This is a genomic window from Chitinophaga ginsengisegetis, assembly GCF_900168065.1.
Lineage (GTDB): Bacteria > Bacteroidota > Bacteroidia > Chitinophagales > Chitinophagaceae > Chitinophaga > Chitinophaga ginsengisegetis.
Genome location: NZ_FUZZ01000001.1, coordinates 593,788 through 606,393, shown reverse-complemented (window position 1 = coordinate 606,393; position 12,606 = coordinate 593,788). Strand labels below are relative to the sequence as shown.

12 protein-coding genes and 1 tRNA gene are annotated in these 12,606 nt (G+C 42.8%); 9 read left to right on the top strand and 4 right to left on the bottom strand.

The genetic code is table 11. From position 1 onward, the window contains the following. Positions 1-12: 12 nt before the first annotated feature. The gene (locus B5Z18_RS02280) at positions 13-930 is read right to left on the bottom strand and encodes an ATP-binding protein (protein WP_079467775.1); all 918 of its coding nucleotides are present in this window, start codon (positions 928-930) and stop codon (positions 13-15) included. 329 nt (positions 931-1,259) lie between these two features. Here B5Z18_RS02280 and B5Z18_RS02275 point away from each other — a divergent pair, with 329 nt between their 5' ends. The 3 genes from B5Z18_RS02275 (at position 1,260) to B5Z18_RS02265 (ending at position 6,726) form a co-directional block, all read left to right on the top strand. Then, positions 1,260-2,081 (top strand): hypothetical protein, encoded by an 822-nt coding sequence (locus tag B5Z18_RS02275; protein ID WP_079467774.1) that lies wholly within the window; start codon positions 1,260-1,262, stop codon positions 2,079-2,081. Positions 2,082-2,345: 264 nt separating this feature from the next. Beyond that, entirely contained in the window at positions 2,346-4,292 is a 1,947-nt protein-coding gene (locus B5Z18_RS02270) for a PAS domain-containing hybrid sensor histidine kinase/response regulator (protein WP_079467773.1), read from the top strand. Between the two features lie 745 nt (positions 4,293-5,037). After that, positions 5,038-6,726 carry a tetratricopeptide repeat-containing sensor histidine kinase gene (locus B5Z18_RS02265; protein ID WP_159454157.1) on the top strand — a complete coding sequence of 563 codons (1,689 nt, stop codon included), beginning with the start codon at positions 5,038-5,040 and terminating at the stop codon, positions 6,724-6,726. Positions 6,727-6,862: 136 nt separating this feature from the next. On the opposite strand, the gene B5Z18_RS02260 is transcribed toward B5Z18_RS02265, so the two are convergent. Next, positions 6,863-7,519: an SMI1/KNR4 family protein gene (locus B5Z18_RS02260; RefSeq protein ID WP_079467771.1), complete on the bottom strand. Its 657-nt coding sequence runs from the start codon at positions 7,517-7,519 to the stop codon at positions 6,863-6,865. Positions 7,520-7,626: 107 nt separating this feature from the next. On the opposite strand from B5Z18_RS02260, the gene B5Z18_RS02255 reads away from it, so the two are divergent. The 3 genes from B5Z18_RS02255 to B5Z18_RS02245 all read left to right on the top strand — a co-directional run bounded on the left by B5Z18_RS02255 (position 7,627) and on the right by B5Z18_RS02245 (position 9,404). Continuing rightward, positions 7,627-8,268, top strand: a complete 642-nt coding sequence (locus B5Z18_RS02255; RefSeq protein WP_079467770.1) for a hypothetical protein — start codon at positions 7,627-7,629, stop codon at positions 8,266-8,268. 5 nt (positions 8,269-8,273) lie between these two features. Next, positions 8,274-8,831 (top strand): hypothetical protein, encoded by a 558-nt coding sequence (locus B5Z18_RS02250; protein WP_079467769.1) that lies wholly within the window; start codon positions 8,274-8,276, stop codon positions 8,829-8,831. A gap of 90 nt (positions 8,832-8,921) precedes the next feature. Further along, positions 8,922-9,404: a hypothetical protein gene (locus B5Z18_RS02245; RefSeq protein WP_079467768.1), complete on the top strand. Its 483-nt coding sequence runs from the start codon at positions 8,922-8,924 to the stop codon at positions 9,402-9,404. A 642-nt stretch (positions 9,405-10,046) separates the two neighbouring features. Here B5Z18_RS02245 and B5Z18_RS02235 read toward each other — a convergent pair. Next, positions 10,047-10,120, bottom strand: a tRNA-Pro gene (locus B5Z18_RS02235). 172 nt (positions 10,121-10,292) lie between these two features. On the opposite strand from B5Z18_RS02235, the gene B5Z18_RS02230 reads away from it, so the two are divergent. Continuing rightward, positions 10,293-10,517, top strand: a complete 225-nt coding sequence (locus B5Z18_RS02230) for a hypothetical protein (protein WP_079467766.1) — start codon at positions 10,293-10,295, stop codon at positions 10,515-10,517. 75 nt (positions 10,518-10,592) lie between these two features. Here the strand turns inward: B5Z18_RS02230 and B5Z18_RS02225 are convergent, their stop codons facing one another. Further along, entirely contained in the window at positions 10,593-10,760 is a 168-nt protein-coding gene (locus B5Z18_RS02225; protein ID WP_079467765.1) for a phosphatidate cytidylyltransferase, read from the bottom strand. Between the two features lie 104 nt (positions 10,761-10,864). Between B5Z18_RS02225 and B5Z18_RS02220 the strand changes: the two genes are divergently transcribed. Together B5Z18_RS02220 and B5Z18_RS02215 are read left to right on the top strand one after the other, a co-directional pair. Then, positions 10,865-11,476, top strand: coding sequence for an RNA polymerase sigma factor (locus tag B5Z18_RS02220; protein WP_079467764.1), 612 nt, complete (start codon positions 10,865-10,867; stop codon positions 11,474-11,476). 66 nt (positions 11,477-11,542) lie between these two features. Then, positions 11,543-12,580: a FecR domain-containing protein gene (locus tag B5Z18_RS02215; RefSeq protein ID WP_079467763.1), complete on the top strand. Its 1,038-nt coding sequence runs from the start codon at positions 11,543-11,545 to the stop codon at positions 12,578-12,580. Positions 12,581-12,606 lie beyond the last annotated feature (26 nt).

The window sequence follows — 12,606 nt, the reverse complement described above, 5'->3', positions numbered from 1 at the left end:
AATTATAGCATATCAATCAACAATATTCCGGCTGCGTGCCACATTCAACAGTACCTCATACATTTTTTCCAGGGAAACGGGTTTATTCAGAATATCATAAACATGCAATTGGGCCAGTCTTGTCCTCACCTCGGTCATTATATCTGCAGTAAAAATGATGACGTGCGTGTCAGGATATTGACGATGCACAATTTCTGCAAGTGCATAACCATCAATGGAAGGCATATGCAAATCCAACAGCGCAACATGGTAGCTGTTATTCTCCAGCATAGTAAGCGCCTCCAGGCCATTATAGGCGCAATCCGGAATAACGCCAAAATGTTCCAATTGTTTCTTAGCCACCAATACATTAATGTGATTATCTTCTGCAAATAAAATGCGCAGTCCGGTCAGCTTTTTTTTATGCTGACTAAGCATATTATTACGGGCGGCTGTAGCGGCGCTATGCCGGTCATTGGCCAGCAGAAACGACATTTCAAAATAAAACTCAGTCCCTTCTCCCGGCGTACTTTTTAGAAAAATTTTACTGTTGTGCAATTCCGCAAGCCTTTGTGTAAGCCAAAGTCCGGTGCCAGTATGTTTACCGTCGGATGCCTGTTGTAGTGGTTTTGAATTTTTAAAGATTGTTTCATGCGTTTCTTCCGGAATACCTCTACCTGTGTCTTTTACAGAAAAGTAAATTGTTACCCGGTCTTTCGTTAGTGTCTTTAGCTGAAGCCCGATGGTGACGGCGCCCTTATCAGTAAACTTTATCGCATTACTAACAAGATTATCCAGGATTTGCTTCAGCTGCACCGGGTCGGCGATCAATGCATCCGGAATATCATTATTCATAAGGGTATTAAGCAGGATACCTTTGCCCGCTGCCTGCGGCTTAAATTGATTTTTAATATTATCTGTCAGTTCAGATAAATTTATTGCTGTTTCCATAGTTATGGTTTATCGCGTTATTTTGATAAGATCCATGACATCATTGAATAACTGCGTCATTGGATATTGGGTTTTGAGGTATTATCCGGTCGAATTCTTTCCGTTGCGTAACGTCACTTATTAATTGAAAATACCCATTTTTTTACAAAGAATGTCTTTAATTAGCTGAAGAATAGCACCATGGCGCCTTTTAAAGCCTATTCCTCCTCCCTTAACAACTAGTTAACACAGTTAACCCGCCGTTAACAAAAACCGGGAAGGATTCGCAGCAATTTTACATCGTTGTTAGTCACATTCTTCATGTTTAGCAAATCATAAATTTAAATGATATGAAAAAGAAATCTATTTTCAAAGGGGGAAGCTACGTGTTGTTGTTAGCTATACCAGCTTTACTGTTCTCATTTCGCCCTGATAGCGGCAAAACTACCGGTACTTTTCTACGTAAGATATCTTCCGGTGCAGGCGAGACAAAGTTCGAATATAATGCAGATAGAACCTTGAAAAAAATGCTGCAGTTCCGTAAAACAGAGAATGCCTCTTATACGGATGTGATCCTCCCTGTTTATGAAAACGGACGCCTGGCCCGCACACTCTTCGCCGATGACGAAAACGCTACTACCGGCGATATATTCACCAGTTATGGTTACAACGCCAACGGCAAACAAATTGATATGGTAAAGTACTATCGCAATGGCGATGTTTTTACTTATGATTCGCTCGCATATAATGCAGCCGGCAACCTGGAAACACGTTATCATTTTGGCAAACATCCCTCTTCCGGTAAGTGGGAGAATACCGGCTACGAACAGTTTACCTGGGATCAGAATGGAAACGTAGAAAGGGTGGACAACTACGGTAAACAGCCGGGCTATAGCAAATTTGTTTGTACTTCCTCTTTGCATTACACTTATGACAAGGCGCAGAATCCACAACACGAACAACCTTCACTGGCTTTTGTGCTGGAAGCAAACGCTGTTAACCTGTCAGCACATAACGTACTGTCAGAAACAATCAGTTCTGCCAATTCATCCGGAAGCATTACCAATACATACAGCTACGCATATAATGCCGCTAAATACCCGGTACGCGGCACCTTTAACTCCGGCATGGATAACTCCATTGTGAAACTGGAATGGGTGTCACTGCCGTAAACAAGCTGCTGTTACCTGACAGGAAAATTATTGATTGACTGTTTTTTTTCATGGATTAAAGAGAGGTTAAACAATGACTGCAACCCCTGGAATGTCAAATTCCGGGGGTTGCATCTTTTATGTTGACACCTGTAGGCACACTGCCATGTATTTTTTAAATCAGACAAATTTCATATATTTAGTCAGGACCTGGCTGGTTATACCGGTAGGCCAGGTCTATTAACAACAGATATTTACCCCTCTGACAAATCCTGGTTAAACCGTATGAAAAATGAACCGAAGTCACCCCTGGATGGCGACCCCAATCTGCTGACAGCCTTTCAATATGCTCCAATGGGGGCCTTTTGTTTTGACCTTGCAGACAATTGTATTTTCATAAATCCTGCACTGGAGGAAATCTCGGGACTCACGCTTTCCCAGGCGTTGAATCAGGGATATACAAATGCAATCTTCCCGGAAGATTTAGGGGCGCTGAAGGCTGTCCTGAAGGCCAATACCAACAACCCCGGCCATCCCATATCACTTTCTTTCAGAATTAATCACCCTGTTAAGGGAATCCGTTATTGCCGGGTTAACTCCTGGGCGATACCTGGTAAAGACGGTATAGCGAAATACCGGATAGGTTATGTGCAGGATGAAACTGATGAACTGATCCTGAAAAGTAAACTGGAGCAAAGCAATACACTGCTGGACTTTAGTCAGGCTTTGGGAAAAACCGGTGGCTGGGAATATCACATGGAGACGGGGGAGATATTCTGGTCCAGGGAAACCTATCGGATAAACGAGGTAGATGAAGATTTTATTCTCTCCATGGATAAGGTATACGGCCTGCACGATGAAGCGTCGCGGCTGATCCTGCAGGAATGCGTACAGGAGGCTATTGAAAAGGGAACTCCCTATGATGTGGAACTCCAATTAGTTGCCAATGATTCTCATAACTGCAGGAAGTGGGTCAGAGCCATCTGCGTACCCATACTAAGTGATGGTAAGGTGGTGGCACTCAAAGGAGCCATCATGGATATTTCCGAAAAGAAAAGAGATGAACTGGCATTAATAGAAGCCCGGGAAGCAGCTGAAAAATCAGCGAAAGAGAGATTTGACTTTCTATCTACTATGAGTCACGAGATACGTACACCACTCAACGGCATTATTGGTATTACCCACCTGCTGAAAATGAATTACCATCCTGCACAGGAAGAGTACATCGACAGCCTGTTATATTCATCAGAGCACCTGTTACAACTGATCAATGACATCATGGATCTTAACAGGATCGAAACAGACAACCTGGAACTGCGCTTTTCTGAGGTGAATTTATCCCAATTGATCCAGCAAATTAAAGTCCAGCTCAATCAGCAAGCCATTCAAAAAGGACTTTGGTTAAATACTGTGGTAGACTTAAATATGCCGCATTGTATTCTGGCCGACCCTATCCGTATCAGCCAGATACTGAATAACCTGATCAGTAATGCGATTAAATACACAGAAAAGGGCGAAGTATCCGTATCAGTTCTGATAACAGCAGAAACAGACAAGAATGTAACTTTGCGCTTCTCCGTAAAAGACACTGGCATAGGCATTCCTCCGGAACTCCAGGAAATAATTTTCGAAACTTTCAAACATCTCCACACTACTACCTCCCACCAGTTGTCTGGCTCCGGTCTTGGACTGGCAATTACACGCAAGTTGATTGCATTGCTGGGAGGGCGGATCTTGTTAGATAGCAGCCCCGGAAAAGGCTCCAATTTTTATTTTGACCTGTCCTTTGAAAAAGTAGCTACTAAAACAACCGATGAAACATCACTGCAAAATCAGCTAGCAGCCTACGCAGGCAAATTTAGCTGGCTGCAGGTATTGCTTGTTGAAGACACTACTGTTAACATCATGGTAGCTGATAAGCAGCTAAAATATTTTGGGATCATTCCGGATGTAGCCACAAACGGCAATGATGCCGTCAACTTGCTGCAAAGCATCACATACGATGTAGCGCTGATAGATCTTCATATCCCTGGTATAGACGGCTATGCACTTGGTAAACTCATCAGGCAGCAATATCCGCACATTCAGGTGGTTGTTTTTACCGCTGATATCCTGGCGGATGTAAGAACCCGCTTTACTGGTTTGGATATCAATCATTTTCTCGACAAACCATTTCTTCCGGAAGAGATGTTAGCTGTTCTGCTTAAAATAACCCACGGGAAAAAGAAATAACCTCCATAAATCACCGATAACTCCTGGCGGCATCAAACTTACTTGCGGGAAATCACTGCTGGTCGCACCTGCAGTTAAGCAGGAAAAATTTTTCATCCTGGTAATACAGGACTTCATTTTGCGCAAGCCGTGTTTAAGAAGGCTACATTAAGAACAATGCAATAAGTACGGGCAGCAGCCATCGGGGAAGAAAGTCAATATGCCGTTAACATTAGGGTTAAGGGTTAAAGATATCCCGGGTAATGCTAAATGCTGTGTCCCAGCCGGAAGTCCTGCTGTAGATGAAGGTCAACTTAGATTTGTAATTTACACTGATATTTTATATTTTGAAGTCAAAGGTGATTAACTAAAGATTTCCCTTGTAAACACAAGCTATTTCATTCACCCGTCTTTGAAATCTGTAGAAGAGGGAACTTTAATGAATGCATATCCCGTAACCAAAATCATCAACCCTGTGAAGCAGCAAACGGAAGAAGGTCAAGAGATTTCTAAACGAAAGGAAGATTTTCGGCAAACTTTTAACCGTGTTTGTTCAAATTAAGTAATAAATTAGTTTAAGCCATTTCCATTTAAAACCATGTTTCGATCAAAACTGACGCCTTATCTTTTACTAATTTTGCCATTTTATTGTGGCACCGTACAAGGACAATCTAATCTGATAAGTGCAGAGCGGAAGAGATTATCTTTTGTTAAAGATAGTATTAGTTATATCAATTCGATTAACCGATTGGGGATGCTTTATCATATGAAGGATATTGACAGCAGCCTTTATTTTGGTATGATGGCTAAAGAGCTGGCCAGTAAGATACAATATCCCAAGGGAAAAGCAGATGCGGATAATGTAATCGCTTCCGTACTTTACATCAGGGGGATGTACCAGGAATCGCTTCAATTGTATGCACGTGCTTTGTCGGACTACAAGGGACAAAAGGACACTCCAAATGTCAGCCAGGTGACCATGAACATGGGTAATGTATACCTGAGTCTGGGTGACGCTGAAAAGGGCCTTGAACTTTTCCGCCAGGTCATACGGACAGGCAGAAGAGATAGCATTATGAGCCTGGCATATGCAAATTACTGCATGAGCAATCCGTCGCTTTCAGACGACAGCGTTCAGTATTATATCAACAAGACCCGGGAGATTGCAGATATTTATAAAGATCACCGGGTGCTCATTGCAGTAAATGAACTGGAAGTCGATCTGCTGCTAAAAAAAGGTCGCAGGATGGATGCGCTAAAACTCCTTGATACCACGTTATCTGACGCACGGAGATATGAACTTGATGATCAGGAAATTTATTTACTGAGTTCCTTTACCAGATTTTATAAGAACCAACCGGATAGTGCATTACATTATGCCTGGCGTAGTTATCAATTGGCTAAAAAAAAGGAGTATGTCCTGGAGTTAATTCCGATATTGAAGGACATCCTGAGCTATACACAATTGTCGGGTAACAGAGATCGAATCATCAGTGTTCAAAAGCTGCTGGAAAATGCAATGGCCGAAGAGAATGAAAAGCTGAAAAAATTTGTCGGCGACTACATTAAATACAATACCATACAAAGTGACAATGCTGTTTTAAGTATTATCAATAAGAATAGCAAGGCCAAGATCCTGTTGCTAATTGCCATTTGTGTAGTTGGTGCATTTTTACTCCTTTTTATTTATCGTTTATACCAGATTTCACGTAAACACCACCGTGAGCTGGAACAGCTTAATCTAAAGATACTGGAACAAAATAAATCCCTGCAGGTAAATGATGAATTCAAAAACAAACTCTTCTCTATTTTAGCGCATGATTTCAGGACTCCGCTTATCGATACAATAAGTATTGCCAGCTTAATGAAAGATAACCCCGGATTTACAAAAGAGGAGATGGAAGCGTTTTATGGCAATATAGAAAAACAAGCTTCAGGTATGCTGGAGTCATTTGACACTATATTACAGTGGATCAAGCAGCAATTGTCCGGCTATCGGTATAAACCGGAAACACTAGTACTATATGACCTGTTCAGCGAATCAGCCGATATCGTGAAGCAGCAGCTGGACGCCAAAAAAGTCACGGTGTCTAACCAGATACCGGTGCATATAACTGCAACATCGGACAAAGAAATGCTACAATTTGTTAACCGGAATTTACTATCCAACGCGATTAAATTTTCTCCTAAAGGCGGCACGATTGTGATTAGCTGCACTCAGGACAGCAATTCGATTACAGTGTCTGTCGCAGACCAGGGGCAGGGCATAGATGAACTGACGATGAGTAAACTATTTTCCGTTTCCAGTAATTTTGGCTCGTCTACGCAACACGGAGCAGGGATAGCGCTTTCTATGTGTAAGGATTTTATTCAAAAGCTTCACGGGCGGATCTGGGCTAAGAATGCAGAACCAAAAGGTGCAGTATTCATGTATGCCATTCCACGAGTGGTATAATCTCTCATAAAAGTGAAATTTCAGGTAGGGAGATGTTATCCGGCACAAGACATATTTATTGCAGTAATAATTAAGGACTATGCAGACAAAGCATATACAGATGATGTGATTTGGTAGGATTGAGAGCAAAGAATACCTATCCGCGTATTTTTTGTGATTTACCTGCTCTTTCTTTTAAGGATTTGTCAAGCCACAATTCGTACCAGTTCAAAAAACTTATCTTGTCTTTGTTGCCAAGTTCATAGGAAGGATGTATACCGTAATCACTACTTCTATCATCTGTCCAGATGTTACCATATTCCTGTCCATTTACCACCAGGCTCAGGCGAACACCACAACCAAAGTTACAAATTGCAATCACTCCGTTCATTTGCTGCCTATCAAAGTATCTTTCTTCAAACTCAATCCGCTGCTTTTCGTATTCTTCCTCATCCTCTTCATAGTTCACTGTCGGTTTAAATGTTTGATTCCAGGCTTCCGTATGTAAAAAGGGCTTTGCAGGGTTTAATAAAGCATCTGGTCTTTTGTAATCCAGGTCGTCGAATAGCGCATCTTCCAATCGTTCCAGACCATAAAACGGTCCAGCACCTCCATTACCAATGTTCATCAAAAATGCTGCATAGTCACTAGGTAAATCCACGTTATGGGCTAATTCAAATTTCCTGATTTTATCTATTGGAATTGTCGGATTCAGCCTGTATTTATGGGTGCTGGCACCAAAAAGCCCGTTGTTCGGATCTGAACTTCTGAGCTGTTCTAATTTGGCTTTTATTCTTTCTAATTGTTCGTCCATGTGTAAATGACAATTTATAAGTGACAGATCGGTTAAATATACAGAAGGTTATTTCATTCCTTGAACGAGAATTGTTATATTTTGTGGGATAAAAAAGCCCGGTAAAAATGGATGAAGGATTTCCAAAGATAAAGAATGATGTCCAGGACCGGAGTTCGGAGGCCTGGAGGAAACTTTGCGCATACATAACACTGGTTGTAAGCGAGGAAAGAGAGGAGTTTTGCCCGGCTGAAGGTATTGGCCCGGAATTATACCAACAGATATATACCCTGCCTGAGTCTATTGCTCAAATGAAAAAGGTAAAACGCGTGAATTTATATGGAAGTATGTTAAAACGGATTCCTGTTGAGATAGGGCAGATGGATGCTTTGGAAACTTTCAGTTCATATACCTCTTACGATTTACATTGGTATCCCTATGAAATAGTTCATTGTAAACAACTGAGCAGCAGTACGGTCAGTACCCGGGCGCTTTATACCCATTTAAAAGGTAAACGTGGGTTCCCCGATCTGCATAATAATCCGGCCAGATACGATGGAGATAATCTACAATGCAGCGTATGCCGGAAGGAGATGAGCTATTCACAAACAAATCAACTTTGGATTTCCCTGCAGGTTGGAACAGACGTACTGCCACTCCTGGCCAATCTATGTTCAAAGGACTGTGAAGTGTTGCTTCCGCGTCCACCTGAAGGATATGTACAATTCCCACATAAGGGCGGCGCCAGATCTAATTATATAAGAAAGTAATTTCAATGAGAATAAGAACTATACCTATTTTTTTGTTAGTTGTCATCACAGCTTGTACCTATAAAAGCAATTACCGCAAGGCGGCCGAAGATGTTTTTGAACAGATACCTGATACCAAAAACCTGAATGCGGGTAAGCGGGAATACAGGCTTGATGTACCGGTCGGCTGGACAACCAGGCATCAAATGGTTTACGGCATTGATTATTATTTTTTATCAGCACCTAAAACAGCCGCGGATCCCAATACCAATATTAATGTGATCACTGAACGCATGCAAAACTTAAGCCTCGAGGTGTATGTAAAAAAAGCAATTGAGCAGATAAAGCTATCTATCCCAAGCGCGGTTATTTTAGACAAGGGGATCATTGAGACAGATAGCCTGAAAGGGGCCTGGTATAAGTATAACATGGAACCCCAAGGTATAAAGGCAACGCTGGTTAGCTATATATTCCCAAAAGATGATGTTGCCTACATAATTACGGCAGGGACACAGACAAAAGATGCAGACAGGTATCGCAACACGTTTGACCGGGTAGCACGGTCATTTAAATTTAAAGATTAGATCATGAGAACTTGTTTTATGTCAGATTTACACATCACCTATTACCTGAGTAATGCGATGTTTTAAGTTAATAATAAACAACAGTGGCTAATGTGGAGACATAAAAATATCTACGCTATTGGTGGTCTTGAGAATATAGGCTTTGATCAAGCAGATGCTTTAACAGTGTTGTCCAGCCAGGGCGTTGGCCTATTTAACTGCCTGACGGGGGAAAGATTTTTTCGGCAAGAGACTTCCTGGTGGGAGAATTATGAACCCATGGCAGGTACTATTTCCGGCTATGACATTTTAGAAGGCAGTACTATTCGTATCTGTGGGCTGGATGGGCCGGACTTTCTGAGCAAGGAAACCCGGGATGGCTGGATCCTGGAGTGTACTGGACCAGTTCCAGATGATCCACCTTTTGAGAAGTACCAGGTAAATAAGATTTTTCTTACTCATCAAAGTCGCGGGCATCATGAGTTTATTTGTCAAGACGGTGGCTGTGAGCTACGAGCATTTGGATTTTCTGCGACTGGCAATTCACTGGTCGTGGCTACTAGTTGTAACTTGGTTATCTGGTCGAGAGTATAGGAAAAAACTGAAGTTAGCGCTTGTTACTATTTTATAGCGTCCGTCCAGATACTTTGATTCCTGTAAAATCGCCGTTAGCCTGGATTTTAGCTTCTCCAGGTGTGTGGCAAACTCTCTTAGTTCTTTTGTTCTGAGGTGTGGCCATCCTTTTCCTTCATCCCAATCTTCGGGAGGAAAGCTTCCCTTAATAGTGAGTTCTCTTTCGGGAGAATTGTTACAGGCAATTCTGGCAAATACAGAATAATCTTTTCGTTTGTTTTTGTTTTGGCGAATGGCGTAACGGACGCCAAATGTGTTTTCACTTCTCATGTTGTTATCTCATTAAATGAACAATAATTACTCACTGATTCATGTCCTCGCAGTTCAAAAAAATGAGTAGAAACAAAGCCCTGCATATCAATTGGAATAACTTGATATGCTATGTAATAAAATGATATACAATTCAATACATATAACTAGTAATCTACGTTGAGTAGGTGAAGTTACTCACTGACCTACTCACCGGATTACTCTGCAGACAACTTGAAATTCTTTGAAATAAGATGATACGTGCGGAAAATAAAAAAAGCTCGCAGATTCAATATCTGCGAGCTTCTTAGGCTTAAACCGTAACAAAGCGTTACAAGTCATTTAGCCATTTTGTCGGGACGACTGGATTCGAACCAGCGACCTCTTGCACCCCATGCAAGCGCGCTACCGGGCTGCGCTACGTCCCGTTTTTACCGGGATTTCCCCGCTTAGACGGGATGCAAAAGTAGTTAATTATTTTATTTTTCAAAATTTTGAATATAGTTTTTTAAAAAATATCCAAAATACTAACCAACAATAGTTTAACCGGGCAGGAAAGGTTGCGTATCGCCTCCAACGATCGGCACCAATAACCCCACGGTGAAACTGGCGGTAAATGGTGACATTAAAGCAAAACGTGTAAAGGTAACTACCACCGATTGGCCGGGTTATGTTTTTCACGCATCCTATAAATTACCAGGTTTATTAGAGATAGAAGACTTTATTAATGCGCATCAGCATTTACCCGGAGTCCCTTCACAGGAAGAAGTGGAACACGCGGGCAGTGTGGACGTTGGAGCCATGAATGAAATACTAAAAAAGTAGAAGAACTCACCCTCTATACGCAGGTGATAACAATGCAGCCTTGTAACCATCCGCTACAAGGCTGCACTTATAAAACTATCCCCGTTTGCCTCCACGACTTATCAAAAAAATAATCAGGCCCACCACCACTGCTACGGCTAGTATCCCAGTCCATACGCCTGCTTTGAATATTCCGCCTATCACTTCACAACTGCTGAGTAAAAGTACCAGGCATGACAGTAACAAATAAGTGAGGTTTTTCATATCGTTCAGTTTTAATGTTATATACCACCAGACATATCCTGTACCAAAAAATATTTGCAAGTGTCAGAATAATTAACAAGCTTTAGCAGATCAACCAGAATAGTATGAATACAGGGAAAGCCTTCAGATCGGGGCTACACGTGGTGGCTTCCCATTCCTCACTTTGGGGACTCTTTCTACAGGGTGACCGCCACGCTTTCGCCGGAATATACGATGCACACATCGATGACCTTTTTCATTATGGCATGCATTTTTGCCAGGACAAAGAAAGAGTCAAAGACTGTTTGCAGGATCTGTTCCAGGACCTCTGGATCAGCAGGGAACACCTGACCACCAATATCGGGAACGTCCGGTATTACCTCATCAGCAGCCTGAGAAGAAGGCTGCTCCGTGCTTTGCGTAAAGATCGCCGGTACCAGCACCGCGAATCATGGGAAGCCTTTGAATTTGAATATACCCTTCCTCTCGAAAACCAGTTAATCCAGCACGAAACCGCAGAAGAACAAAAACGTCTCCTCCAGGAAGCCCTCAGCAATCTTTCCCGGCGCCAGCGGGAAGCCATCTATCTCCGTTTCTTCCAGAATCTGAACTATACAGAAGTGGCCGACATCATGTCCATGCAGGTCGATTCTGTATATAATACCATCTCCAAAGCCATCGGCATCCTCAAAAAAAATCTCCCTATGCCGCTCCTGTTGCTGCTTTTAGGTAAATAAAAAAAAGTTGAAAAAAAGTGATGAGATTTTAAGCTTTACCTGCTCTTTAGGTAAAAGCACGTTCTCTTGGCAGCCAGTAACTATTTATCGTACACCGCCCGGGAGTTTGCAATGGATGAAGACTTTCAGCAATGGGTATTACACCCGGAGCAAAGGAATGTGTTCTGGGAATCATGGCTCAGACAGCACCCGGAGAAAGAACCGGTCATCAGCAACGCCAGGCAACTCGTGCAAAGCATCCGCTTCCGCGATTATTCCCTGTCCGCACCGGACAAGGAACAACTGTGGGATGCCGTGCTGAATGGACTGGAAGAAGAGGAGGAGGCAGCAGCGATGCCGGCGCGTCCATCCATCTGGAGAAGCGTGGGCAAATATGCCGCCGCGGTTATACTGGGTATCCTGCTCACCGCTGCATGGTGGTGGTGGAAGCCTGCAGGGCCGCAACCGGCTATCCTCAGCACTTTCACCCGGCTGGGAGAAACCAGGAAGCTGATGCTGCCGGACAGCTCGGAAGTGACGCTGAACGCCGACTCCCGCCTGTTGTACGCCGTAGCCGGAAACGGGCAGCGCGAAGTATGGCTCGATGGAGAAGCCTTCTTTCATGTAAAACATACTGCCTCCCAACAGAAATTTATCGTTCATACATACGATAATCTCGATGTGGAAGTGCTGGGTACACAGTTCAACGTAAACAGCGCCGGTAAAGAAATAGTAGTAGTACTGCAGCAGGGAAGTATCCTGCTCAATATCGGCGAAACCAATAAAGGAAAAGCTGCAGCGCTATACCTGCAGCCCGGGGAAATGCTCCGCTACAACAAACAGGATGGCGATTATACCAAGAAAAGTGTAGATGCCATACACTACACCTCCTGGCACACCGGCCGGTTAATCATGGATGATTTTACACTGGCAGATGCGGCCGTTTTTATGGAACAGGTGTTTGGTAAAAAACTAATCGTTCGTGACACACAACTATTAAACTATAAAGTATCGGGTTCAATGCCTATCATTTACAACGCCGATACTATGATGACACAGCTGGGTAAGGTTTTCCGTATGCAATTCAACCAAAGAGGCGATGAAGTCTGGATCCATAAACCGTAACACTCGCCGCCCGATTTTATAGATGT